The 25,297-nt window shown below is 72.8% G+C and carries 23 protein-coding genes; 17 read left to right on the forward strand and 6 right to left on the reverse strand.

From position 1 onward, the window contains the following. The first annotated feature begins 2 nt into the window (after positions 1–2). From ACWED2_RS36525 to pip, 3 genes are all read left to right on the forward strand, one after another. The gene (locus tag ACWED2_RS36525; RefSeq protein ID WP_449695079.1) at positions 3–1,352 is read left to right on the forward strand and encodes a hypothetical protein; all 1,350 of its coding nucleotides are present in this window, start codon (positions 3–5) and stop codon (positions 1,350–1,352) included. 25 nt (positions 1,353–1,377) lie between these two features. Next, entirely contained in the window at positions 1,378–2,106 is a 729-nt protein-coding gene (locus ACWED2_RS36530; RefSeq protein WP_449695134.1) for an ESX secretion-associated protein EspG, read from the forward strand. 77 nt (positions 2,107–2,183) lie between these two features. Beyond that, the gene (gene pip, locus ACWED2_RS36535) at positions 2,184–3,131 is read left to right on the forward strand and encodes a prolyl aminopeptidase (RefSeq protein ID WP_449695080.1); all 948 of its coding nucleotides are present in this window, start codon (positions 2,184–2,186) and stop codon (positions 3,129–3,131) included. On the opposite strand, the gene ACWED2_RS36540 is transcribed toward pip, so the two are convergent. Beyond that, a complete protein-coding gene (locus ACWED2_RS36540) occupies positions 3,121–4,314 on the reverse strand; it encodes a Glu/Leu/Phe/Val dehydrogenase dimerization domain-containing protein (protein WP_449695081.1) in 1,194 nt (397 codons plus the stop codon). The two genes, pip and ACWED2_RS36540, sit on opposite strands and share 11 nt — an antisense overlap. A gap of 119 nt (positions 4,315–4,433) precedes the next feature. Between ACWED2_RS36540 and ACWED2_RS36545 the strand changes: the two genes are divergently transcribed. The 8 genes from ACWED2_RS36545 (at position 4,434) to ACWED2_RS36580 (ending at position 12,998) form a co-directional block, all read left to right on the forward strand. Then, complete coding sequence (locus ACWED2_RS36545) at positions 4,434–5,360, forward strand: LysR substrate-binding domain-containing protein (protein ID WP_449695082.1); 927 nt, start codon at positions 4,434–4,436, stop codon at positions 5,358–5,360. Positions 5,361–5,482: 122 nt separating this feature from the next. Next, complete coding sequence (locus tag ACWED2_RS36550) at positions 5,483–6,745, forward strand: glutamate-cysteine ligase family protein (protein ID WP_449695083.1); 1,263 nt, start codon at positions 5,483–5,485, stop codon at positions 6,743–6,745. After that, positions 6,742–8,079, forward strand: a complete 1,338-nt coding sequence (egtB, locus tag ACWED2_RS36555) for an ergothioneine biosynthesis protein EgtB (RefSeq protein WP_449695084.1) — start codon at positions 6,742–6,744, stop codon at positions 8,077–8,079. The genes ACWED2_RS36550 and egtB overlap by 4 nt, the downstream gene beginning before the upstream one ends. Before the next feature lie 4 nt (positions 8,080–8,083). After that, a complete protein-coding gene (gene egtC, locus ACWED2_RS36560) occupies positions 8,084–8,902 on the forward strand; it encodes an ergothioneine biosynthesis protein EgtC (protein WP_449695085.1) in 819 nt (272 codons plus the stop codon). Then, entirely contained in the window at positions 8,899–9,876 is a 978-nt protein-coding gene (gene egtD, locus ACWED2_RS36565) for an L-histidine N(alpha)-methyltransferase (RefSeq protein ID WP_449695086.1), read from the forward strand. Before egtC ends, egtD begins: the two co-directional genes overlap by 4 nt. 46 nt (positions 9,877–9,922) lie before the next feature. After that, complete coding sequence (locus ACWED2_RS36570; RefSeq protein WP_449695135.1) at positions 9,923–10,345, forward strand: nitroreductase family deazaflavin-dependent oxidoreductase; 423 nt, start codon at positions 9,923–9,925, stop codon at positions 10,343–10,345. 142 nt (positions 10,346–10,487) lie between these two features. Then, positions 10,488–12,083, forward strand: a complete 1,596-nt coding sequence (locus tag ACWED2_RS36575) for an alpha/beta hydrolase (protein ID WP_449695136.1) — start codon at positions 10,488–10,490, stop codon at positions 12,081–12,083. A gap of 210 nt (positions 12,084–12,293) precedes the next feature. After that, positions 12,294–12,998: an MgtC/SapB family protein gene (locus ACWED2_RS36580; RefSeq protein WP_449695087.1), complete on the forward strand. Its 705-nt coding sequence runs from the start codon at positions 12,294–12,296 to the stop codon at positions 12,996–12,998. 55 nt (positions 12,999–13,053) lie between these two features. On the opposite strand, the gene acnA is transcribed toward ACWED2_RS36580, so the two are convergent. Further along, positions 13,054–15,864, reverse strand: coding sequence for an aconitate hydratase AcnA (gene acnA, locus ACWED2_RS36585; RefSeq protein WP_449695088.1), 2,811 nt, complete (start codon positions 15,862–15,864; stop codon positions 13,054–13,056). Positions 15,865–16,172: 308 nt separating this feature from the next. Here acnA and ACWED2_RS36590 point away from each other — a divergent pair, with 308 nt between their 5' ends. From ACWED2_RS36590 to mobA, 3 genes are read left to right on the forward strand one after another with little or no spacing between them, the layout of a single operon-like run. Beyond that, positions 16,173–17,522 (forward strand): NlpC/P60 family protein, encoded by a 1,350-nt coding sequence (locus ACWED2_RS36590; protein WP_449695089.1) that lies wholly within the window; start codon positions 16,173–16,175, stop codon positions 17,520–17,522. 42 nt (positions 17,523–17,564) lie between these two features. Then, a complete protein-coding gene (locus ACWED2_RS36595; protein ID WP_449695090.1) occupies positions 17,565–18,278 on the forward strand; it encodes an SAM-dependent methyltransferase in 714 nt (237 codons plus the stop codon). Positions 18,279–18,287: 9 nt separating this feature from the next. Then, a complete protein-coding gene (gene mobA / locus ACWED2_RS36600) occupies positions 18,288–18,833 on the forward strand; it encodes a molybdenum cofactor guanylyltransferase (protein WP_449695091.1) in 546 nt (181 codons plus the stop codon). 155 nt (positions 18,834–18,988) lie between these two features. Here mobA and ACWED2_RS36605 read toward each other — a convergent pair whose 3' ends face one another. Beyond that, positions 18,989–19,372: a nuclear transport factor 2 family protein gene (locus ACWED2_RS36605; RefSeq protein ID WP_449695092.1), complete on the reverse strand. Its 384-nt coding sequence runs from the start codon at positions 19,370–19,372 to the stop codon at positions 18,989–18,991. A 42-nt stretch (positions 19,373–19,414) separates the two neighbouring features. Beyond that, complete coding sequence (locus ACWED2_RS36610) at positions 19,415–20,950, reverse strand: HD domain-containing phosphohydrolase (RefSeq protein ID WP_449695093.1); 1,536 nt, start codon at positions 20,948–20,950, stop codon at positions 19,415–19,417. A gap of 202 nt (positions 20,951–21,152) precedes the next feature. Here ACWED2_RS36610 and ACWED2_RS36615 point away from each other — a divergent pair, with 202 nt between their 5' ends. From ACWED2_RS36615 to ACWED2_RS36625, 3 genes are all read left to right on the forward strand, one after another. Beyond that, positions 21,153–22,223: an AAA family ATPase gene (locus ACWED2_RS36615; RefSeq protein ID WP_033260648.1), complete on the forward strand. Its 1,071-nt coding sequence runs from the start codon at positions 21,153–21,155 to the stop codon at positions 22,221–22,223. A 7-nt stretch (positions 22,224–22,230) separates the two neighbouring features. After that, entirely contained in the window at positions 22,231–23,175 is a 945-nt protein-coding gene (locus tag ACWED2_RS36620) for a DUF58 domain-containing protein (RefSeq protein WP_449695094.1), read from the forward strand. Positions 23,176–23,317: 142 nt separating this feature from the next. Further along, positions 23,318–24,298: a VWA domain-containing protein gene (locus tag ACWED2_RS36625; RefSeq protein WP_449695095.1), complete on the forward strand. Its 981-nt coding sequence runs from the start codon at positions 23,318–23,320 to the stop codon at positions 24,296–24,298. 1 nt (position 24,299) lies between these two features. Here the strand turns inward: ACWED2_RS36625 and ACWED2_RS36630 are convergent, their stop codons facing one another. Next, positions 24,300–24,809: a hypothetical protein gene (locus ACWED2_RS36630; protein ID WP_449695096.1), complete on the reverse strand. Its 510-nt coding sequence runs from the start codon at positions 24,807–24,809 to the stop codon at positions 24,300–24,302. Between the two features lie 23 nt (positions 24,810–24,832). Then, positions 24,833–25,294, reverse strand: coding sequence for a tRNA (cytidine(34)-2'-O)-methyltransferase (locus ACWED2_RS36635; protein WP_449695097.1), 462 nt, complete (start codon positions 25,292–25,294; stop codon positions 24,833–24,835). Positions 25,295–25,297 lie beyond the last annotated feature (3 nt).

Genomic DNA, 25,297 nt, shown 5'->3' on the forward strand with positions numbered 1-25,297 from the left:
GAGTGGACGGCAAGCAGATCTACGAGAACTTCAGACAGGGGGACACCACCGGCCTCCGGAACGCCGCGGACGAGGTGGCGAAGCTTTCGTCGGCCTACCTGGACCGTGCTCAGGGCATCAAGTCCCTGCAGGACCGGATGAAGCAGGCCTGGACCGGCGACGCCGCGGACGCCGCGAACGCCGGCGCCGGTCCGCTCGAGCAGGCCTTCGCCGAGACCGCCGCGCCGCTGGACGTGACCAAGGCTTCGGTCGACACGCAGGCCACCGTCTTCGACTCCTCGAGCAGCGCCGTCGTCGAAGTGCCGCCGAAGCCCGACAAGCCGAACCCCTGGACCACCGGCCTGAAGGCCGCCATCCCGATCGCCGGGCCGTTCATGGCCAAGGACGACATCGACTCCTACCAGGCGGGGATGGCCAAGTACAACGCGGCGAACGAGACCAACGTCCGCGTCATGGACCAGTACAGCAGTGTCACCAGCGGGACCAGGGCCGTGCTGCCCACCGACTACGGCGTGCTCGAGTCCGACGGTGCCGCGATCGCGGTCAACACGCCGAGCACGCCGGGGCGGATCGACCGCACGGACAAGACCGGCTGGGGCGAGCAGCCGCCGCCGGGGACCGGGGGCGACGACCGCACCTCCACCACCGGCTTCGATCCCGGCCACACCGGCGGCGGCGACAAGCCCGGCGGGACCGGGGGCACCGGCGGCACGGGAGGCACCGGGGGCACCGGCGGGACCGGGGGCACGGGAGGGACCGGCGGAACGGGTGGCACCGGCGGTACCGGTGGTACCGGCGGCGACGACACCCACACCACCGGCTCCGGCCGCCCGACGGTGCCCACCGTGCCGACCAGGCCGGGACAGACCACCGACCAGCCCGGCAAGACGCCGCCGAACACCGGGGGGATCGACTTCTACCCCACCAACACCGGTGGCGGGCCGAACTACGGTCCGAACAACCCGAACTTCAACGACCCCAACTCCAGCACCGGCGGCCGCGGTCCGAACAGCGGCAACGCCGGCAGCCGGCTCCTGGACCCGACCGGCCGGGGCGGCACCGGGACCGGTGCCGGCTCGGGCAGCGGGGCGGGCGGCGCAGGCGAGCGCGGGCTCGGCGGTGGCCGCGGCTCCGGCATGGGCAGCCTCGGCAACGCGGCCGCCGCGGAGGCCGCGGCGGCCCGGTCGGCCGCCGGGCGCGGCGGGCAGATGGGTCCGATGGGGCCCGGCGGCCGCCGCGGCGAGGGCGACGAAGACGAGGAGCACCAGCGGCCGGACTTCCTGATCGAAGCGGACCCGGACGCGATCTTCGGCACCGACCAGCGGACCAGCCCGCCGGTCATCGGCGAGTAGGCGGGTGGACGTGGCAACAGGCCGGGTGGACGTTCCGGTCGAGGCGCTGGCCGCGCTGGCCGACCGGGAACAGGTCGGCCAGCTGCACCTCACCCTGCGGCCGGAGCCGCTGTGGCTGTCGGACGAAGAACGGGCGGAAGCCGACAAGCGGGTCGACGCCGCGCTCGCCGAGGCCGGTCTGGTCGACGCTCGCGGCCGGGCCACCGTCGACTTCCTCGACTGGCTGCCGCTGCTGGTCAACCCGGCGCGGGAGTACTACGGCTGGGTCGGCAGCGAGGGGCAGACCTACGGCATCCTCGCCGCCGCGAAGGGGCTGCAGGCGGTCTTGGCCGTCTCCGACGGGACGCACGTCGGCGTGCGGGAAATCGACCGGAACCGGCTCGCCGAGTCGCTCGTCGAGCAGCTGCCGCCGGTCGGGGCCGGCGGCGGCCGCCCGCGCACCGTGCGGGTCGCGGACCTGACCGAGGCGGCCCGCCGCGGGCAGGCCGCCTACCCGCTCGACCCGGCCGTCGCCGACGTCGTCAGCCTCGTGCAGCGGCCGGTCTCGGGCAGCGGGGAGCTCTACGCCGGCCGTCGCGACGACGTCGGCCGGCACACCTGCCTGCAGCAGCCGCTGCACTACGCCGACACCGACTGGGGTCGCTACCTCAGCTACACCGCCGGCTCGGGCGACGACGCCGTCATCCACATCGGCCCGGCGGGTCCCCGGGAGCTGGCCGACACCCTCGCCGAGCTGGCCGGCGCCCTGGCCTGAGCGAAAAGCCGGTGCGCGGAGGCTGCGCTCCGGGCTAATGTGACAGCGCTGTCGTATCTCCGGTCGGAAGGACGCGCATGCTGTACCCCGCGATCGAACCCTACGAGCACGGCATGCTCGACGTCGGTGACGGTCACGAAATCTACTGGGAGACCTGCGGGAACCCGGACGGCAAGCCCGCGCTCGTCGTGCACGGCGGCCCCGGCTCCGGCTGCTCGGAAAACGTCCGCCGGTTCTTCGACCCCGCGCGCTACCGGATCGTCCTGGCCGACCAGCGCGGCTGCGGCCGCAGCACCCCGCACGCCGGCGCCCCGGTCGCCGACCTGTCCACCAACACCACCGACCACCTGGTGGCCGACTTCGAGCGCCTGCGCGGCCACCTCGGCATCGAGAAGTGGCTGCTGTTCGGCGGTTCCTGGGGCTCGGTGCTCAGCCTGACCTACGCGCTCCGGCACACCGAGCGGGTCGGCGAGATCGTGCTGATGGGCCTGGCGACCGACCGCTTCGCCGAGATCGAACTGCTCATCCGCGGCCTCGGCGCGTACTTCCCGGAGGGCTTCGCCAAGTTCCGCGCAGGCGTGCCGGAGAGCGAGCGCGACGGCGACCTTTCGGCGGCCTACCACCGGCTGCTGATGGACCCGGACCCCGCCGTCCACCACCAGGCCGCGCGGGACTGGTGTGCCTGGGAGGACGCGATGCTGCCGGGCGTGCCGCCGCACGACGTCTTCGAGGACCCGGCCTACCGGCTCTGCTTCGCCCGGCTCGTCACGCACTACTTCAGCAACCGCGTGTTCCTCCCGGACGGCGAAATCCTGCGCAACCTCGGCAAGCTCGCCGGCATCCCCGCCGTGCTGGCCCAGGGCGTGCTCGACACGAGCAACCTCGTCGGCACGCCCTGGCTCCTGCACCACGCCTGGCCGGGCAGCGAACTGGTGCTGCTGGACGACGTCGGGCACACCGTGTCGGCCGCGTCGATGCAGGACGTCCTGATCGGCGCGACCGACCGGTTCGCGCTCAGGGGATGAGCAGCCCCGGCTCGCCTTCCGGGGCGAGCGCGGCTTCGGCGCGCCGGGCCCGGTTGGCCTCGGCGAGCCGGAGCCCGGTGCGGCGCAGCGGCAGCCGGTCCATGTTCCAGTCCGCCAGCAGCAGCGCGATCTTCGCCCGCATTTCCGTGCGCAGCCGCAGGAACGAGTCCGCCGGGTCCGCGCCGACCTCGCCGAGCAGCAGCCACCACGCCCAGGCGGCGGCGCCCGCGTTGGCGACGAAGTCGGGCACCACCGCGACTCCGCGGGCCGACAGCGCGGCTTCCGCTTCCGGCGTGGTCGCCGCGTTGGCCGCTTCGACGACCACCTTGGCCTTGACCACGCTCTCGTTGTCCGGGCGCAGCGCGTAGGAGATCGCGGCCGGCACGAAGATGTCCGCGTCGATCCCGACGATCGTCTCCCGCGGCAGGGAACGGACCCCGGCGGGCAGCCGGGACCGGTCCACCTCGCCGAAGCGGTCGCGCAGTTCGAGCAGCGCCGGGACGTCGAGGCCCGCCGGGTCGTACAGGGTGCCCGCGGCGTCGGCCACGGCGACCACCTTCACCCCGGCTTCGTGCAGGTACCAGGCCGCGCCGCCGCCCATGGTGCCGATGCCCTGGATGGCCACCGTCGTTTCGCGGACGTCCCAGTCCCACGCCGCCGCGACACCCAGGCACGCCTGCGCCACGCCGTAGCCACCCACGACGTCGCCGAGCAGCAGCCCGCCGGGCACCGGCGCGTTGAGGCCCGCCTGCACCCGGCGCAGGGTGCGCGCCGGGTCGGCCGAACGGCGGATCGCCGCGTGGTACGACTGCTCCAGCCCGAGCTCGGCGAACACCGAGTCGATCAGGTGCTGCGGCACGCCGAGGTCCTCCGCGGTCACCCAGTGCGCGTCGAGCCACGGCCGCAGGAACGCGCAGAAGCGCTTCAGCACGTCGAACGCGCGCGGGTCCTTGGGGTCGAAGTCGATGCCGCCCTTGGCCCCGCCGACCGGCAGGTTGAAGGTGGCGGTCTTGTTGGCCATGCCCCGGGCGAGGTCCTCGACCTCGGTCATCGTGCAGCCGGCCCGCATCCGGGTGCCGCCGGTGGCGACGCCCGAGACCAGGCTGTGCACGACCAGGTAGCCGGGCGCGCCGGTGACGGGATCGGTCCACGTGAGCCGCATCAGCGGCGGGGCGGGGGTCATCAGGCCACTCACCTCCAGGGAAGTCCGGGGCGGCCTCGTGACCGCCACCACGAGCGTGCGCCCCGGGCGGCCCGCCCGTCCATTTAACGCTGCTGCACGATCTCGTTTAGGTTTTGTGTATGGAGCTTTCGTTGCACCGCTTGCGGATGCTGCGCGAGCTGCACCGCCGGGGCACCGTGACGGCGGCGGCCGCGGCACTGCACTACACCGCTTCGGCGGTGTCGCAGCAGCTCGCGCAGCTCGAACGGGACGTGGGCGCAAAGCTGTTCGAACGGCTGGGCCGGCGCGTCCAGCTGACCGAGCTCGGCACCCTGCTCACCGAGCACGCCGAAGAGATCCTCGGCTCGGTCGAACGCGCGACACTCGCCCTGGAGGAGGCCCAGGAAGCGCGCACGGTCCGGCTGACCGCCGGCGTGTGGGCGTCGGTGGCCTCCGGCCTGCTGCCCACGGCGCTGACCGCCTTGGCCGGGGCGCACCCCGGCATCGAGGTGCGCACCCGCGAGCTGGCCCCCGAGGACACCGCCGACGCGGTCCGCGACGGCCGTCTCGACCTGTCGTTCGTCATCGACTACTCCGACGCGCCGACGCCGTGGGACGCCGGCCTGGAACGCGCGGTCGTGGCCGTCGAGCGGCTGCACGCCGCGGTGCCGCGCGGCGCCGTGCCGTCGGGGGCGGCGTCGCTGCACGACCTGGCCGAACACCCGTGGATCCTGGCCAGCCCCAAGTCGCACTTCGGGCGCGCGATGCGCACCGCCTGCCAGCGGCACGGCTTCGCGCCGAAGATCAACCACGAGGTCGAAGAGCAGTCGACGGCGATGGCGATGGTGGGCGCCGGGCTCGGCATCACCCTCGTGTCCGACCTGGGCCTGCGCCTGCTGCGGCCGCCCGGGATCGACGTCGTCACGCTCACCACGCCGCTGCTGCGGACGGTGTCGATCGCCTACCGGCGCACCGCGTTCCGGCGGCCCGCGCTGCACCTCGTGATCGACGCCGTGCGGGCCTCCGCGGCCGAGCTCGGACTCGGCACCGAACCGGCTTTGCCCTGATCAGGGACTTCTTACAGGGTGGTGACCACCTCCCGGTGCGCAAGATCCGCCCTGAATTTGTCGTACCCCGCGTGTAGCGTCCGAAGGCGAGAAGTTCCCCCATCCACGGAACAGGAACGGACATGACAGCGGTGCACGATTTCCCCGAGAAGTCGGGTAGTGCGTCGAACCGCACCGCGCGGGTCCTGGCGGACCGCGCGGCCGGCGAGGCGTACGTCGCATCGGTGTGTTTCAAGCACGGCCCGCCCCGCCTGACCGGCGTGGAGCTGGAATTCACCGTGCACCATGCCGACGACCCGGCCAGACCCCTCGATCCCGACGTCCTCGCCTCGGCGCTGGGTCCGCACACCCCGCGGACGCTCCGCCCCGGCAGCCCCGCCTCGCCCCTCCCGGCCGGCTCGCCCGTGAGCCTCGAACCCGGGTGCCAGGTCGAGATCTCCGCTCTTCCCCAGGCCTCCCTGCGTGAGCTCGACGCAGTCGTCACGGCCGACCTCCACCACCTGCGCGACCGCCTCGGCGCCCACGGCCTCGTCCTGGGTGAAACGGGCATCGACGCGTACCGCGCGCCCCGCCGGCTCCTCCACACCCCGCGGTACGCGGCCATGGAGCGCCGCTTCGCGCCGATCGGTCCCGGCGGCCTCGCGATGATGTGCAGCACCGCGGGCCTGCAGGTCTGCGTCGACGCGGGGGAGCCCGAGCACTACGCCGCGCGGTGGGCGGCCGCGCACGCGATGGGCCCGCCGCTGCTCGCGCTCTTCGCCAACTCCCGCGTCCACGCCGGGCGCGACACCGGCCACGCCTCCGCCCGCTGGCTGGCGGTGCACGACACGGAAGCGGTGCGCACGCGCACGGCCACCGTGGCGGGCGAAGACCCGGCCGGGGAGTGGGCCGCGCGCCTGATGGACGTCCCCCTGATGGTGCTGCCCCGCGGCGACCGGCCGTGGGACGCGCCCGAGGGACTGACGTTCGCCGACTGGATCGACGGCCGGGGCGCGGCCGCGCTGCTGCCACGGCCCACCGTCGAAGATCTCGACTACCACCTCACGACGATGTTCACGCCGGTCCGCCCGCAGGGGTACCTGGAGATCCGGTACCTCGACGCGCAACCGCCGGACGAGTGGCTGGCGCCGGTGGCGCTGGTGTCCGCGCTGCTCGCCCGCCCGGCCACCGTCGACAAGGTGCGCGAGATCTGCGCGCCGGTCGCGGACCGGTGGACCACCGCGGCGCGGCGCGGCCTGGCCGACCCGGAGCTGGCGGCCGCGGCGGCGGCACTGGCCGACCTGGGCTGCGCCGAGCTGGGCGCGACCGGGCTGGCGGCGGAGTCGATCACCGGGATCAGCGAGAGCGTGCTGGGGCGCGCGTACCGATCGAGGAGCGAAGCATGAGCACGGAAGCACTGCACGACCTGAGCGCGCAGGACCTGCGCGCCCGCGCGGCGGAGGCACTGACGCGAGCCCGGGCGCGCAGCGTCGCGCTGACCGACGCCGTGGACGACGAGGACCTGGTCCGCCAGCATTCGAAGCTGATGTCGCCGCTGGTCTGGGACCTGGCGCACATTGGCGTCCAGGAAGAACTGTGGCTGGTCCGCGATGTCGGCGGCCGGGAGCCGCTGCGCCCGGACATCGACGACATCTACGACGCCTTCCAGCACGCCCGCGCCGACCGGCCGGAGCTGCCGCTGCTCGGCCCGGCCGAGGCGCGCGCGTACGTCAAGCAGGTCCGCGAGAAGGCGTTCGACGTGCTGGAGCACGCGCCGCTGGAAGGCAGGCGGCTGACCGAGCAGGCGTTCGCCTTCGGCATGATCACGCAGCACGAGCAGCAGCACGACGAGACGATGCTGGCCACCCACCAGCTCCGCAAGGGCGACCCGGTGCTGCACGCGCCCGAGCCGCCGCCCGCGCGGTCCGGCGCGCTGCCGCGCGAGGTGCTGGTGCCCGGCGGTGCCTTCACCATGGGCACGTCGGCCGAGCCGTGGGCCCTGGACAACGAGCGCCCGGCGCACGAGATCGCCGTCGACGCGTTCTGGATGGACACCGTGCCGGTGACGTGCGATGCGTACGTCGAGTTCCTCGACGGCGGCGGCTACGACGACGAGCAGTGGTGGAGCCCGGCCGGCTGGGCGTACCGGCAGGACAACGGCATCACCGCGCCGCGGTTCTGGAAGCGCGAGCAGGACGGCTGGTGGCGGACCCGCTTCGGCGTGTACGAGCGGATCCCGGCCGGCGAGCCGGTCGTGCACGTTTCCTACTACGAAGCCGAGGCGTACGCGGCCTGGGCCGGGCGGCGGCTGCCGGCCGAGGCGGAGTGGGAGAAGGCGGCCCGGTTCGACCCGGCCACCGGCCGGTCGCGCCGGTTCCCCTGGGGCGACGACGAACCGTCGGCCGAGCACGCCAACCTCGGCCAGCGGCACCTGCGCCCGGCGCCGGCGGGGGCGTACCCGGCGGGCGCGTCGCCGACCGGCGTGCACCAGCTGATCGGCGACGTCTGGGAGTGGACTTCGACCGATTTCCACGGCTACCCGGGCTTCTCCGCCTTCCCGTACCGGGAGTACTCGGAGGTGTTCTTCGGGCCGGAGTACAAGGTGCTGCGCGGCGGGTCGTTCGGCACGGACGCGGCGGCGATCCGCGGTACGTTCCGCAACTGGGACTACCCGATCCGGCGGCAGATCTTCGCCGGCTTCCGCACCGCCCGCGACGCCGCCCCCGGCGAGGTGGGGTAGGCGCATGTGCCGCCACATCGGCTACCTCGGCGAGCCGGTCCCGCCCGCCGAGGCGCTCTTCCGCGCGCCGCATTCCCTGCTGGTGCAGTCCTACGCGCCGGCGGACATGCGCGGCGGCGGCTCGGTGAACGCCGACGGGTTCGGGCTGGGCTGGTACCCCGGCCCGGGCTCGGCCCCGCTGCGCCACCGGCGTTCGACTCCACTGTGGACGGACGAGACGCTGCCGCCGCTGGCCGCGGCGGTCACCTCGGGCGCGTTCGTCGCCGCGGTCCGCAACGGCACCACCGGCCTGCCGGTGACCGAGGCGGCCGCGGCCCCGTTCACCGACGGGAAGTGGCTGTTCAGCCACAACGGCGTCGTCCGCGGCTACCCGGACTCGCTGGCCGAACTGGCCAAGACCCTGCCGGTCACCGAGCTGCTGACGCTGGAAGCGCCGACGGACTCGGTGGTGCTGTGGGCCCTCCTGCGGGCCCGGCTGGCCACGGGGGAGGACCCGCTGAAGGCGGTGGCGGCGCTGACCGCCGCCGTCGAGGCGGCCGCCCCCGGCTCCCGGCTCAACTTCCTGCTCACCGACGGTGCCACGCTGATCGGCACCACCTGGACGCACGCGCTGTCCGTGCTGGAGACCCCGGCCGCCAGTGTTGTGCCGGGGCTTCGCCCCGGGCCGGGGGCTCCGCCACCCGGAACCCCCGGAAGCAACGTGTGGCTGGCGTCCGAACCCCTCGACGGCGACCCGCGCTGGCGGCCCGTCCCCGAGCACCACGCCGTGCGCGCCACCGCGGCCGGCGTCGACCTGCTTCCCCTCACCCAGGAGCTCTCATGACCGAAGTCGATCTCGACCACCACCGCTCCGGCGACGCCGTCACCGCGGAACTGCGCGCCGACGTCGTCGCCGGGCTCACCGCGGCCCAGAAGTGGCTGCCGCCCAAGTGGTTCTACGACGCCGACGGCAGCGAGCTGTTCGAGAAGATCACCCAGCTGCCGGAGTACTACCCGACCCGCAGCGAGCGCGAGGTGCTGGCCGCGCACGCCGGCGACGTCGCGAAGCTGACCGGCGCGCACACGCTCGTCGAGCTCGGCTCGGGGTCCAGCGAGAAGACCCGGCTGCTGCTCGACGCGCTCACCGGACACGGCACCCTGGAGGCGTTCGTCCCCCTGGACGTGTCCGAATCCGCGCTGGCCGAAGCGGCCGAAGCGATCTCGAAGGACTATCCGGGCCTCGCCGTCCGCGGGGTCGTCGGCGACTTCACCCAGCACCTGGACCTGCTGCCGGACGGCCAGCCGCGGGTCGTGGCCTTCCTCGGCGGCACGATCGGCAACTTCCTGCCCGCCGAACGCGCGGTGTTCCTGCGTTCGGTCCGGGAGGTCCTGGACGAGGGGGAGTGGCTGCTGCTCGGCACCGACCTCGTCAAGGACGCGGGCATCCTCGAGCGGGCGTACGACGACGCCGCCGGAGTCACCGCCGAGTTCAACAAGAACGTGCTGCGGGTGCTCAACGCCCGCCTCGGCGCGAACTTCGACCCCGACGAGTTCGAGCACGTCTCGTACTGGGACGCGGCGAACGAGTGGATCGAAATGCGCCTGCGGGCCCGCCGGGACCTCACCGTGGAGATCCCCGGTGCGGACCTCACGGTGGCCTTCGCCGCGGGCGAGCACGTCCGGACGGAGATCTCGGCCAAGTTCCGCCCGAGCGGCATCGAGGCCGAGCTGGCCGCGGCCGGGTTCGCCCTCGAACACTGGTGGACCGACTCCCAGCAGCGGTTCGGGGTGAGCCTGGCAAAATCCGTGCGTGGCTAATCCTCTCCGGGCCCTCGCCCGGGTCGCCGGCACGAAACCGTGGCTGATGCGCACGGCCCGGTTCGTCGTCTGGGCGGACCGGAAACTGCACGCGGCGTTCGGCGGCCGGGTGAGCCTCGTGGCGCTCGCCGGGCTGCCGTCGCTGCGGCTCACCACGACCGGCCGCAAGAGCGGGCTGCCCCGCAGCACCAACCTGCTCTACTACCCGCGCGGCGACGGCTTCGTGCTGACGGCCTCCAACTGGGGCCGTCCGCACGACCCGGCGTGGGCGCTCAACCTGCGGTCGAACCCGAAGTGCGAGGTGGCGCTGGCCGGGAAGCCGGTCGAGGTCGTCGCGCGGGAGCTGCACGGCGAGGAGTACGACCGGATGTGGCGCGAGCTCCTGGAATTCTGGCCGGGCTACGCGATGGAGCAGCGCGAGGCGGCCCGGCCGTTGCCGGTTTTCGTGCTCACGCGGGTGGCCCGATAGCTTCTGACCATCCGTTCGGCCGGTGCCGGGATTCACCGCTTTGTGCCAGTCTCTCCCGGGTAACGCGCCGTGACGACGTGTTCTCACGGCGAGGTGCGTGACCTAGGGAGGGAACGTCTTGCCGAGATCCACACAGAGCCGGGTGCGGTCGTTCGCACTGGTGGGGGCGCTCGTGGCCGGCGTGGGGCTGGCCGGGCCGGCCGGCACCGCCGCGGCGGCCGAAGACGCGTCGGTCAAGCCCGCCGTCGTCGGTGCGACCGCCGCACCGAACTGGGGTACCTGCCCGGCCGGCACGCTCGCCGGCGTACCCGCCGACCAGGTGCAGTTCTACAGCTGCGCCCGCTACCGGGTGCCCATCGACCACGACAACGCTTCGCTGGGCACCATCGACATCGCCCTGCTGAAGCGTGCCGCGCGCACGCCCGACAAGCGCGTCGGCTCGCTGTTCCTCAACCCCGGCGGGCCCGGCGGTTCGGGTCTGCGGATGCCGATCAGCGGCCAGGTCATCTTCCAGCCGCAGGTGCTCGACCGCTTCGACCTGATCGGGTTCGACCCGCGCGGCGTCGGGCAGAGCAACCCGCTGCGCTGCTTCACCACCCAGGAAGACGCCGACGAGGTCTTCGCCGCCCAGATCGCGGTGCCGCTGAGCCGCACCGAAATCTCCGGGACGCTGGCCGGCTACCGGGACTACGGGCAGTTCTGCAAGAACAACGCGGGCTCGCTGCTCAACCACATGTCCACCAAGGACGTCGTGCGCGACCTCGACAAGCTGCGCGCGGCGGTCGGCGACCAGAAGCTGAGCTACGTCGGCTTCTCGTATGGGACGCTGATCGGCTCGACCTACGCGTCGATGTTCCCGAAGCAGTCGCGGGCGATCGTGATCGACGGCAACGTCGACCCGGCGCTGCGCACCAGCGACGGCGTCCAGTACGACCGGGAACGCGCGCAGGGCTTCGAAATCGCGCTCGACGCGTTCCTCAAGCGCTGCGACCAGGTGGGCGCGAAGTGCGCGTTCAGCGACGGCAACCCGCGGGCGAAGTTCGACGAGCTGCGGGAGTACCTCCGCAAGCAGCCGATCACGTTCCCGGGCGGCGACCCGCTCGACATCAACCAGTTCACCGGTGGCGTGTCGAGCGTCCTGTACTCGCCGTCGGCGTTCGCCGGCCTGGCGGAAGACCTGCAGACGCTCTACAACGTCATCCACCCGGCGGGGGCGCAGGCCCAGGCCCTGGTGGCCAAGCCGCTGAAGGCGCTCACCCCCGGCAAGCAGGGCCTGGCCGACCTGAACCCGGACAGCCCCTACACCGGCGACGACTCGTACTTCGCCGTCAACTGCTCCGACAAGCCGTTCAAGATCCGGCAGGAGCAGGTGCCGGACATCGCCGCCAAGTGGGAACGCGAATCGCGGACCTTCGGCCGCTACCAGGCGTTCGCCGACACGGCGGCCTGCCCGGTGTGGCCGGCGAAGAAGCCGGACGCCTACCGCGGCCCGTGGCGCGCGAAGACCGACGTCCCGGTGGTCGTGGTCGGCAACTACTACGACCCGGCGACGCAGTACAAGTTCGCGCAGCGGATGGCGGCCGAGCTCGGCAACACCCGGCTGCTGTCGGTCGACGCGTTCGGGCACTGCATCCTGGGTGACGCCCTCGGCGTCGACCAGGCCGTGGCCGACTACCTGACCGACCTGAAGGTGCCGTCGAACGGGCAGGTGTTCCAGCCGAACGTCCAGCCGTTCTGAGTGTGAGCCCGGTCCCGCGGCCCTTCCCCGGGCCGCGGGACCGGCTACCCTGGCGGAGTTGATCATCGACGAACACGGGAAGCGAGGTGAGCGGCACATGCCGGCGGACAGTCGACGGACGGCCGGGCGCGCGCTCACCGGAGGTTTCCGGCGGGGCTGAGTCCGGCCGCCCCCTGTCCGGCAGTGCGCGCACGCCGGAAAAGAGCCGAAATGACCATCTTCGAAATGCTGCTGCGCGTGGGCACCGGCGTCGGCCTGGGTGCCGTCATCGGGATCGAGCGCCAGTTCCGCGCCCGGATGGCCGGGCTGCGCACCAACGCACTGGTCGCGGTCGGCGCGACGCTGTTCGTGCTGCTGTCGGCCCACGGCTTCGGCGGGCTGTCCTCCAGCGGCGACGCCGACCCGACCCGGGTGGCGGCCCAGATCGTCTCGGGCATCGGGTTCCTCGGCGCCGGGGTGATCCTCCGCGACGGCTTGAACGTGCGCGGCCTCAACACGGCGGCGACGCTGTGGTGCTCGGCCGCGGTCGGCGCCCTGGCCGGCGCGGGCCTGTACGCCGTCGCGGTGGCCGGGACCGCTGTCGTGGTCGGGGTGAACGTCGTGCTGCGGCCGCTGGGCCGCGTCGTCGACCGCCGCCCGGAGGCGGGCGACGAGACACCGGCACGGTACGAGTTCCAGGCGGTGACCCGCGACGAGGCCGAAGCCCACGTGCGGGCCCTGCTGGTCCAGGCCCTGACCCGCACGGACTTCCGGCTGCTGTCGGTCCTGAGCACGGACCTGGCGAACCGCACCGTCGAGGTCCGCGCCGAGCTGGTCGGCGACCAGCGCGACGACGCCCAGATGGAGGCCGCGGTGTCACGGCTGTCGCTGGAGCCGTCGGTGTCGAGCGTGCGCTGGGTGGCCGTTCCCGCATGAGGAAGGGCCTCCCCGCTCGACCGAGCGGGGAGGCCCTCTTCGAACACGGAAACCCTTACGCCTGCGTCATCTTCCGCAGCACGTACTGCAGGATGCCGCCGTTGCGGTAGTAGTCCGCCTCACCCGGGGTGTCGATGCGGACGTCCGCGTCGAACTCCACCTTGGTGCCGTCGTTCTTGGTGGCCGTGACGTGCACCGTGCGCGGGGTCTCGCCGTCGTTCAGCTTCGTGATGCCCGAGATGTCGAACGTCTCGGTGCCGTCGAGGCCGAGCGAAGAGGCCGACTCGCCCTGCGGGAACTGCAGCGGGATGACGCCCATGCCGATCAGGTTCGAGCGGTGGATGCGCTCGAACGACTCGGTGATCACCGCGCGGACGCCCAGCAGCGAGGTGCCCTTGGCCGCCCAGTCACGCGACGAACCCGAGCCGTACTCCTTGCCGCCCAGGACGACCAGCGGGGTGCCCTGCTTGGCGTAGTTCTGCGCCGCGTCGTAGATGAACGCCTGCGGAGCGCCCTCCTGCGTGAAGTCGCGGGTGTAGCCGCCCTGCACGTCGTCGAGGAGCTGGTTGCGCAGCCGGATGTTCGCGAACGTGCCGCGGATCATCACCTCGTGGTTGCCGCGCCGCGAGCCGTAGGAGTTGAAGTCCTTCTTCTCCACGCCGTGCTCGGTGAGGTACTGCGCGGCCGGGGTGCCCGGCTTGATCGCGCCGGCCGGGGAGATGTGGTCGGTGGTGACCGAGTCGCCCAGCTTCGCCAGCACGCGCGCGCCGGTGATGTCCTGGACCGGCGCCGGCTCCGGCGTCATGCCCTCGAAGTACGGGGGCTTCCGCACGTAGGTGGACTCGGCGTCCCACTCGAAGGTCTTGCCCTCCGGCGTCGGCAGCGACTTCCAGCGCTCGCCGCCGTCGAAGACGTCCGCGTAGTCCTTGGTGAACATCTCCTGCGTGATCGCGTGGTCGATGGTCTCCTGGATCTCCTTGGCCGTCGGCCAGATGTCCTTCAGGAAGACGTCGTTGCCGTCCGTGTCCTGGCCCAGCGGCTGGGTCGCGAAGTCGAAGTCCATCGTGCCGGCCAGCGCGTAGGCGATGACCAGCGGCGGCGACGCGAGGTAGTTCATCTTCACGTCGGGGTTGATCCGGCCTTCGAAGTTGCGGTTGCCCGAGAGCACCGAGACCGCGGTGAGGTCGTTCTCCTGGATCGCCGCGGAGATCTCGTCCGACAGCGGGCCGGAGTTGCCGATGCAGGTGGTGCAGCCGTAGCCGACCAGGTGGTAGCCCAGCTTCTCCAGGTACGGCCACAGGTTGGCCTTGGTGTAGTAGTCGGTGACGACCTGCGAGCCCGGCGCCATCGACGTCTTGACCCACGGCTTCACCGCGAGGCCCTTCTCGACGGCGTTGCGCGCGAGCAGCGCGGCGCCGAGCATGACCGACGGGTTCGAGGTGTTGGTGCACGAGGTGATCGAGGCGATCACCACGGCGCCGTGGTCGAGGATGAACTCGCCGCGGTCGGAGCTGGAGACCTTGACCGGCTTGGACGGGCGGCCGCTGCCGCCGTTGGCCGCCGACTGGATGTCGACCGCGTCCTCGTCCTTGAACGACAGCGCCGCCGGGTCGGACGCCGGGAACGACTCCTCGACGGCCTCGTCGACCTTGGTGTGCGGGGTCTCCTGCTCGCCGTTCACGTAGTCGTGGATCGACTTGCGGAACGACGACTTCGCGTCCGACAGCTCGATGCGGTCCTGCGGGCGCTTCGGGCCGGCGATCGACGGGACGACCGTCGACAGGTCCAGCTCGAGGTACTCGGAGTAGGCCGCCTCGCGCGACGGGTCGTGCCAGAGGCCCTGCTCCTTGGCGTAGGCCTCGACCAGCGCGACCTGCTCGGCCGAGCGGCCGGTGAGCTTGAGGTAGCGGACGGTCTCGTCGTCGATCGGGAAGATCGCCGCGGTCGAGCCGAACTCTGGGCTCATGTTGCCGATGGTGGCGCGGTTGGCCAGCGGCACCTCGGCGACGCTCTCGCCGTAGAACTCGACGAACTTGCCGACCACGCCGTGGCGGCGCAGCATCTCGGTGATGGTGAGCACGACGTCGGTGGCGGTGACGCCGGCCGGGATCTCGCCGGTCAGCTTGAAGCCGACGACGCGCGGGATGAGCATCGACACCGGCTGGCCCAGCATGGCCGCCTCGGCCTCGATGCCGCCGACGCCCCAGCCCAGCACGCCCAGGCCGTTGACCATGGTGGTGTGCGAGTCGGTGCCGACGCAGGAGTCGGGGTAGGCCTGGCCGCCCCGGGACATCACCGTGCGGGCGAGGTGCTCGATGTTGACCTGGTGCACGATGCCGGTGCCCGGCGGGACGACCTTGAACTCGTCGAAGGCGCCCTGGCCCCAGCGCAGGAACTGGTAGCGCTCGCGGTTGCGCTCGTACTCGATCTCGACGTTGCGCTCGAAGGCGTCGGCGCGGCCGAAGACGTCGATGATCACCGAGTGGTCGATGACCAGCTCGGCCGGGGCGAGGGGGTTCACCTTGTCCGGGTCGCCGCCCAGGTCGGTGACGGCCTCGCGCATGGTGGCCAGGTCGACGACGCACGGCACGCCGGTGAAGTCCTGCATGATCACGCGGGCCGGCGTGAACTGGATCTCGATCGACGGGTCGGCGTTCGGGTCCCACGAACCGAGGGCGCGGATGTGGTCGGCGGTGATGTTCGCGCCGTCCTCGGTGCGCAGCAGGTTCTCGAGCAGGATCTTCAGGCTGTAGGGCAGGCGCTCGGAGCCCTCGACCTTGTTCAGGCGGAACACCTCGTACGAGGCGTCGCCGACCTTCAGCGTGTCTTTGGCGCCGAAGCTGTCCTTGCTGGCGGGTGCGGTCACGTCTAACTCCAGTGGCGGGGACGCCGCGCCGGTGCGGCAGGGGAGTCCCGGGTCAGTTCGGTCGGTTCGGTGGGGCGAGTCTTGCGCACCCCCACCGTAGGACCGGATGCGGGATGGCACACCTCGCGGTGCCTCAAACAGTACGCGCGTCCTGTTTAACGGACAAGACGACACGCGGTGTGGGCTGCGCCATCCGATCCAGGGGTCCCTCAATGAGGGGAATTGGTGCCTACGTTGTGTAAGTTTCCGCTGATGCTTGTGATAGTGGTGTGACTGCAGTGACACGCGGTGTGCGCTGGTGAGCGGAGGTGGCGGTCTTGTTAGGACGGTGCCGGGAGCCGGGGGCGCCGCGCGTCCGCCGGGGACTCAGCGTGACCGCACTCACGCTGGTGATCTTGTGCGGCGCCGGCGGCACGGGCCTGGCGGCGCCCCCGCCGCCGCCGAATCCCAGCGATTCGGAGATCCAGGCCGGCAAGGCCGACGCGAACGCGAAGGCCGGCGAGGTCGGCCGGCTGACCAACCAGCTGGCCGAGGCCGAGCAGAAGCTGACGCAGCTGCAGGACGACGTCGAACTCAAGCAGGAGCAGGCCAACAAGGCCCTGGTCGACCTGCAGGCCGCGCAGGACGACGCGGCGCGGGCGGAGAACGACGCGAAGGCCGCGCGCACCGAGGCGGACGCGGCGTCGGCGGCCATCGAGAAGGCCCGGGCGGACCTCCGGACGTTCGCCGCCGCCAGCTTCCAGCAGGGCAGCACGGTCGGCTCGCTCTCGGCGTACCTGAGCGCGGACAGCCCCAAGGACATGCTGGCCCGCGCCCAGCTGCTCGACGCCGTCGGCGGCGACCGGCTCAACGCCCTCGACCGGCTCCAGCAGGCGCAGACCGAGAAGGCCAACAAGGACGCCGCGGCCCGCAAGGCCGCCGAGATCGCCCAGCAGAAGCAGGACGCGGCGCGCCGGGCGAAGACCAGTGCCGACGCCGCGCAGACCACCGCCGAGCGCGCCGAGGACAGCCAGGCCGCCCAGAACTCCCGGCTCGAGAAGAACAAGTCCGACGTCGAGCAGCAGCTCTACGCCGCCCAGGCCAAGGTCAGCGGCCTGCAGGGGCAGCGGCAGCGCTACGAGGACTGGCTGGCCCAGAAGCAGCGTGAAGACGAGGAACGCGCACGTCAGGCCGCACTCGCGGCGTCCGGGGGCGGCGGCCGTCCCGCGGGCGGCCCGGCGCCGTCGGGCCCGGCCGGCTCGTCGATCGAGGCGGTGATCGCGCGGGCGCTGTCCAAGCTCGGCATGCCGTACGCGTGGGGCGGCGGCAATGCGAGCGGCGCGACCCGCGGCATCCGCGACGGCGGCGTCGCCGACCGCTACGGCGACTACAACAAGATCGGCTTCGACTGCTCCGGCCTGATGATCTACGCCTTCGCCGGGGTCCGTTCGCTGCCGCACTACAGCGGCTACCAGTACGGCTCGGGCCGTCAGGTGCCGTTGTCCCAGATGCGCCGCGGCGACCTGCTGTTCTGGGGCGGCCCGGGCGGCATCCACCACGTCGCGCTCTACCTCGGCGGCGGGCAGATGGTCGAGGCGCCGCAGTCCGGCCTGCGGGTGCGGGTCGCCCCGGTCCGCTACGGCGGCATCATGCCGTACGCGACCCGGCTGGTCGGCTGAAACCCGTTCGACGCCCCGGCGGGCGCGCTCCATGATCGTCCGGTGGACGAGGAACTGAACGCACTGCGGCGCACCCGGATGCGCTGGAACACGCCCCTGTCCGATCGGCACGCGGAGCTGCTGCTCGACCGGATGCAGCTGGACCACGGACGCCTCGTCGACCTCGGCTGCGGCTGGGGTGAACTGCTGCTGCGGGCGGCCGCCCGGGCCCCGGGCCTGCACGCGATCGGCGTCGACACCGACGTGACCGCCCTCGACCGCGGCCGGACGACGGCCGCGTCGCGGGACCTGGCGGTGGAGTTCACTTCGTCGGACGCCGCGACCTGGGACCTCCCGGTCGAACGGGCGTTCTGCATCGGTGCGGCCCACATCTTCGGCTCGACGAAGGCCGCGCTGGGAGCGCTCGCCCGCGTGGTGCGGCCGTCCGGCCGGCTGCTCTACGGCGACGGCTTCTGGGCGGCTCCGCCGGGCCCGCCGGCCCTCGAGATCTTCGGCCCGGACCTGCTGACCCTGCCGGAGCTGCTCGAAGCCGCGGACGGCGCCGGCTGGCGCGTGCTGCACCTGAGCACCGCCGACCAGCTGGAGTGGGACGACTTCGAGTCGACCTCGCGCGCCGGCTGGGCGGAGTGGGTGATGGCCAACCCGGAGGACCCGCGCGCTCCGCGGGTGCGGGAGTGGCTCGACCGGCGGTTGCGCGACTACGTCCGGGACTACCGGGGCGTGCTGGGCTTCACCTACCTCGTGCTGGGCCGCTAGGGTGCCTCGGTGCGCTACGCGGGGATCGTGGTGGCCGGTGGCTCGGCCCGCAGGTTGTCCGGCGTGGACAAGCCGGCGTTGTCGGTGGGCGGGAAACCGTTGCTGGCCCGCGCGATCCACGCCCTCGACGGCGCCGAGCGCGTGATCGCGGTGGGCCCCCGCCGCCCGGGCTTCGACGTCGTGTGGACCCGCGAACCGGTCCCGGGCACCGGGCCGGTGGCGGCGCTGGCGGCGGGCCTGGTCTTCGTGCCCGACGAAGTGGAGGCGGTGGTGCTGCTGGCCGCCGACCTCCCGGGCGTCCGCCGGTCCACAGTGGACAGGCTGACGGCGGCCATCGGCGACGGCGACGGCGCGGTGCTCGTGGACGCGGCGGGCGAGCGCCAGTGGCTGCTCGGCGCCTGGCGCCTGGCGGCGCTGCGGGCGGCGGTCCCGGAGCAGGCGGAGAACGCGGCCCTGCGCCGCGTCCTGGGCGGGCTGGTGGTGGCCGAGGTCCCGGCGGAACGGGGCGAAGCGGACGACATCGACACGCCCGAGGACCTGGAACGGCACCGCTGACCGGCTGGGTGACGGGGAACCGGCGGTCCTCGATGACTCATTCTCAGCACCTCCGAAGCCCTGAATGAGCCATTGAGGGCGCGGCCGGCGGCGGGCGGGGTGGCCCCGGGTCAGGACGGCTCGCCGGTGGCCGGGTCGACGACCGCCGCCACCTCTCAGTGCCCGTCCGGGCAGTAGCCGGAACAGAGCAGGGTCATCCGGGCGATCCGGCCGTCGGCACCCGGGTCGGCGAACGCCTGCTGCTCGACCACGAACCAGCCGTCGCCGAGACGCGCGGCCCGCAGCCGGGCCCGCCAGTGCAGGTGCAGCCGGGCGCCGATCTCCGTCGCGCCCGACGAGAGCAGCTCGAAGCCGAGCGTGTCGCCGAACCAGCGGGTGAACGTCGCCCGGATCTCGTCCGCGCCCTGCGCCTCGCGCAGCCCTCGCGGGACCAGCGCGGTGAGGTGGGCGTCATCGGCCAGGGCGGAGGCGAGCCGGGTGAAGTCCTGGGCGGCCAGCCCGTCGAGGAAGGTTCCGGGAACCGTGGTTGCTGTGGTCATGCCCCTGTTCTACGGGCGACGGCGGCCGGGCGGATCGGGCAACTACCCGATGAGCCCGTGGCGCATCGCGAACAGCGCCGCTTGCGTCCGCGTCGAGACCCCGAGCTTCGCGTAGATGTGCTCCAGGTGCGTCGAGACGGTCTTGCGCGACACCGTCAGCGCCGCCGCGATCTCGGGGTTGGACAGCCCGCGCGCCAGCTGCACCAGGACCTCCGTCTCCCGGGCCGTCAGCCCGGACCGGCCGGGCAGGGTCCGGCGCACCCGCCGCCCGGCCGCGGCCAGCACGGCCTCGACCGCCCGGCCGTCGAGGCGCCCCGCCCGGGCCTCCCCGGCCAGGACCTCCGCCGCCGCCGGGCCCGGCAGGGCCGCGCGATGCGGGCGGGACTCGCCCAGCGCGTGGTAGACGTCCGCGGCCGCGAGGACCCGCGAAGGCATCGCCAGGGCATCGCCGGCGAGACCGTGGGGGTACCCCGAGCCGTCGAGCCGTTCGTGGTGCTGCGCCGCGCACCGCGCCACCGCCGCCAGCGCCGGCACCCGCGCCAGCATCCGTTCGGTCAGGTACGGGTGGGTCCGGGCCCGCTCGCGCTGGGCCAGCGACCACGGCTTCGGCGCGTTCCACACCGCGCTCGGCACGCCGATCATCCCGATGTCGTGCACCCACCCCGCCCGGCGCACCACGACGACGTCGTCCGCGGGCAGGCCCAGCCGGGCGGCCGCGGTCGCGGCGAGTTCCGCGACGCCGCGGGAGTGCCCCAGCCGGTGGGGTGACTTGAGGTCCGCGAAGTCGGCGAACGCCCGCAGTGCCTCGTCGAGCTCGTCCTCGGGGAGCCGCTCGCCGAGCCGCGGGTCGAGCGCGATCACCTCGTCCCAGGCCCGGATCTCGTCGAGGCCGGCGAGCACGGTGGCGTGCCGGTCGAGGAAGCAGTCCACCAGCCGCGGGTCGAACTGCGTGCCCCGGCGCTCGCGGGCGACCGCGAGCGCGCCATCGACCCCCGCGGTGTGGTGGAAGGCCTCGACGTTGTCGGCGAGCTGGACCAGCCGCATCGCCAGGGCGAGCTCGTCGCCGCCGGCCTGGCCCGGCACACCGCGGCCGTCCCACCGCTCGAACGCCTGCAGCAGCGGGCGGCAGACGTCGTCGCCGAGCCGCAGCCGGTCCGCGAGCTCGCTGGCGCCCTGGCAGTGGGCCTGCATCACCTGCTGCACCGGCTTCCCGGCCGTGGCGAGGAACTTGCCGACCATCCCGGCCCGCCGCAGCCGCGAACCGCCGCCGCCGAGGTGGCGCGCGATGAACACCGCCATCGTGACCCCGGCCAGGTCCCCGTCGTGGCTGTCGGCGTACAGCTGCGTCTCGTCGCCGAACAGCTCGGCCAGCTCGCTCGTGTCCGCAGCACACCCGATCCACGTCAGCAGCGACGTGTAGTAGGCCGCGGCCCTGATCCCGGGCTCGACGCCGGCCGCGTCGGCCAGCCGCAGCGTGATCACTGTCTGGCGCAGGACCCGTTCCATGGGGCGGCCCATGCCGAGGTCGGCCACCAGCGAAAGGGTGGCGACCAGCTCGGCGAGCCGGACACGGGTCATCTCCGCATCCTCGCTCAGCCCGCGGCCCCTGTCAGTTCGAAAAGGGTGCTTCACAGGTGCCACACCGCTGACCGTGTTGGCTGATCGTGGGCGAAGTGCGGGGCGTCCGCGTGCCGGATGAGACCGACGGCCGGGGGCGCAGTACGGTCGCACCGCGTGATCACCGTCGCGGGGGCGGCGCACGAGAATTCGAGGAGGCAGAGTGACCGAGCCCGGCTACGCCGAGGGCGGGAACGGCCAGCAGGCGACACCGGCGCGGGACGCCCAGTTGCTGGAGCGGACCGTGTTCGAGGTCAAGCGGATCATCGTCGGCCAGGACCGCCTGGTCGAACGGATGCTGGTCGGCCTGCTGGCCAAGGGCCACCTGCTGCTCGAAGGCGTGCCCGGCGTGGCGAAGACCCTCGCGGTGGAGACGTTCGCCCGGGTCGTCGGCGGCTCGTTCTCCCGCGTGCAGTTCACCCCCGACCTGGTGCCCGCCGACATCCTCGGCACCCGCATCTACCGCCAGGGCGCCGAGCGCTTCGACGTCGAGCTCGGCCCGGTCGTGGCGAACTTCGTGCTCGCCGACGAGATCAACCGCGCGCCGGCCAAGGTCCAGTCGGCGATGCTCGAGGTGATGGCCGAGCGGCACGTGTCGATCGGCGGCCAGACGTTCCCGATGCCCGATCCGTTCCTCGTGCTCGCCACGCAGAACCCGATCGAGAACGAGGGCGTGTACCCGCTCCCCGAGGCGCAGCGCGACCGCTTCCTGTTCAAGATCGTCGTCGAGTACCCCTCCGCCGAGGAGGAGCGCGAGATCATCTACCGGATGGGCGTCACCCCGCCCACCCCGCACGAGGTGCTCAGCCCCGGCGAGCTGGTCCGGCTGCAGGGCGTCGCGTCGCAGGTGTTCGTGCACCACGCGCTGGTCGACTACGTCGTCCGGCTGGTGCTGACCACCCGGACGCCGAACGAGCACGGCCTCGCCGACGTCGCCGGCTGGGTCTCCTACGGCGCTTCGCCGCGCGCGAGCCTCGGCATCATCGCCGCCGCGCGGGCGCTGGCCCTGGTCCGCGGCCGCGACTACGTGCTGCCCCAGGACGTCGTCGACGTCGTCCCGGACGTGCTGCGCCACCGCCTCGTGCTGTCCTACGACGCGCTGGCCGACGGCGTGCCGATCGACCACATCATCACGCGGGTGCTGCAGACCGTGCCGCTGCCGCAGGTCTCGGCCCGGCCGCAGGGCGGGGCCGGCCAAGGCGGCCCGGTCCCGGCGGGCGCGCCGGTCAGGTAACCCGGCGATGGCGAAGAACGAGAAGGGCGAGCGCCCTTCGTGGGCGCCGCCGATCCTGCGCGGCGACCGCCTGGAAGCCGGCCTCCGCACCCTGGAGCTCGACGTCCGCCGCCGGCTCGACGGGCTGCTGCAGGGCAACCACCTCGGCCTGGTGCCCGGGCCGGGATCCGAGCCCGGCGAGGCCCGCCCGTACCAGCCCGGCGACGACGTGCGCCGGATGGACTGGGCGGTCACCGCCCGCACCACGACCCCGCACATCCGCGAGACGGTGGCCGACCGCGAGCTGGAGACATGGGTGGTCGCCGACCTTTCGGCGAGCCTCGACTTCGGCACCGCGCTGTGCGAGAAGCGCGACCTGGTGGTCTGCACGGTCGCGGCGGTCGCGCACCTCACCGGGGGCGGCGGCAACCGGATCGGCGCGCTGATCTCCACCGGCGCCGACACCACCCGCATCCCGGCCCGCGGCGGCCTGGCGCACGCCCGCGGGCTGGTGCGCAAGCTCGCCGAGACGCCGCGCGCGGCCGAGGGCACCCGGGGCGACTTCGCCCAGGCCCTCGAAGCGCTGCGGCGCCCGCCGCGCCGCCGTGGCCTGGCCGTGGTGATCTCCGACTTCCTGGGCGACGAGTCCTGGGAGCGGCCGCTGCGGGCGCTGGGCGGGCGCCACGAACTGATCGCGATCGAAGTCCTCGACCCGCGCGACGTCGACCTGCCCGAGGTGGGCACCGTCGTGCTGGCCGACCCGGAGACAGGGAAACAGCGCGAAGTGCACGCTTCGGCCTTGCTGCGCAAGGAGTTCGGGGCCGCGGCCCACGCCCACCGGCAGAAGGTGGCGGCCGGCCTGCGCCGCGCCGGTGCGGCCCACCTGACGCTGCGCACGGACGCCGACTGGATCGCCGACATGGTGCGGTTCGTCGTCGCCCGCAAGCGCCGCTGGTCGGGGGGTGTCGCGTGAGCAGCGTGAGGGAGCTTGCGACCGAACCATTCACCACAGTGGAGCTTGCGACCGAGCCATTCACCACAGTGGAGCTTGCGGCCGAACCATTCAACACAGCGCTGCGGGCTCAGGCGGCACCGAGCGTCAGCGAGGTGTGCGCATGAGTTTGACGGGGTTCGCGTCGCCGTGGTGGTTCCTGCTGCTGATCGCGGTCGCCGCGGTCGCCGTCGGGTACCTGCTCGCCCAGCGGGCGCGCCGGAAGCGGACCATGCGGTTCGCCAACCTGGACCTCCTGGAGAAGGTCGCGCCGAAGAGCCAGGGCTGGGTCCGGCACCTGCCGGCCGTGCTGATCGTGCTGTCGCTGCTGTTGCTCACGGTGGCGCTGGCCGGGCCGACCGCCGAGCAGAAGGTGCCGCGCAACCGGGCGACCGTGATGCTGGTGATCGACGTTTCGCTGTCGATGGAGGCCACCGACGTCCTGCCGACACGGCTGCAGGCGGCCCAGGAGGCGGCGACGAGCTTCGCGCGGAACATGACGCCGGGCATCAACCTGGGGCTGATCTCCTTCGCCGGTACGGCGACGGTGCTGGTCAACCCGACGACCGACCGCAACGGCGTGATCAAGGCGATCGAGAACCTGAAGCTGGCCCAGTCGACGGCGACCGGCGAGGGCATCTTCGCGGCGCTGCAGTCGGTGGAGAGCTTCTCCAGCGTCGTCGGCGGGGCGGACGGGCCGCCGCCGGCGCGGATCGTGCTGATGTCCGACGGGAAGCAGACGGTGCCGGAGGACCTGTACGCGGCGCGCGGCGGGTACACCGCGGCGCAGGCGGCGAAGCAGGCCGGGGTGCCGATCTCGTCGATCTCGTTCGGCACCACGCACGGTTCGGTCGACATCGACGGCAAGGCCCAGCCGGTCAGCGTGGACGACGAGTCCCTGCGTGAGATCGCCCGGCTGTCCGGCGGCGACTTCTACAAGGCAGCGAGCGCCGAGGAGCTGAAGAAGGTCTACGCGGACCTCGGCGAGCAGATCGGCTACGAGCTCAAGGACGCCGACGCGAGCAAGCCGTGGGTCGTGGTGGGCACGCTGATCCTCATGCTGGGCGCGGCGGCCAGCCTCTTCTTCGGGCAGAGATTGCCGTGACTCAGGCTCGGCGGACGCCGTAGAGGCTTCCGCCGAGCAAAGTCACCCCCGAGAGCACGCCGCTGACGAACGGCACCCACGCCGCGGCGGTCCCGAGCAGGGCGAGCCCGGCGACGCCGAGTGCGGTCAGGACCACGCCGACCACGAGGATCGAGCGGGTCTGCCACGCCGAGGCGAGCGCGACGAAGTGCAGGCCGACGATCGTGGCGATCCAGGCGACGTTGGCCTGCACGGGCGCGTCCAGCAGGCTCAGCACGAAGAACCCGGCGACGAGCAGCACCACTTCGCCGATGACGATCACCCGGTAGCTCGGGCCGAACACCGGCCGGCCTTCGAGCGTCGGCCGCCCGCCCGCGCGGACGCCGAGGACCACCACCGCCGCGAGCGCCACGACGGCGAGGGCGCGCAGCACCCAGCCGAGGGCCGCGGGAAGCGGGGCACCGGAGTTGACCAGGACGAACACCGTGCCGAACGCGGCGCCGATGAGCGCCCCCAGGAACTGCTGTCGCATCCGGCGAACCTACCGGAAGGCGATCAAGCGCCCCCGAAGCCGTTCTGGCGCCAGGCCTCGTAGACCGTGATGGCCGCGGTGTTGGCGAGGTTCAGGGACCGGTTGGACGGCCGCATCGGCAGCCGCACGCGCTCGGTCACCTCGGGCGCTTCCTGGACGTCGGCGGGCAACCCGACCGACTCGGGCCCGAACATCAGGACGTCGCCCGGGGTGTAGGCGACGTCGGTGTACAGCCGCGTCGCCGAGGCGGTGAAGGCGTAGACCTTGGCCGGCAGCAACGCTTCCCAGGCCGCGGCGAGCGAAGCGTGGACGTGCACGCGCGCCAGGTCGTGGTAGTCGAGCCCGGCGCGGCGCAGCTGCTTGTCCTCCAGGGTGAAGCCGAGCGGCTCGACCAGGTGCAGCTCGCAGCCGGTGTTGGCGGCCAGGCGGATCGCGTTGCCGGTGTTGGGCGGGATTTCGGGGTGGTAGAAGAGAACGCGGAACACGGG

This window comes from Amycolatopsis sp. NPDC005003, from assembly GCF_053600695.1.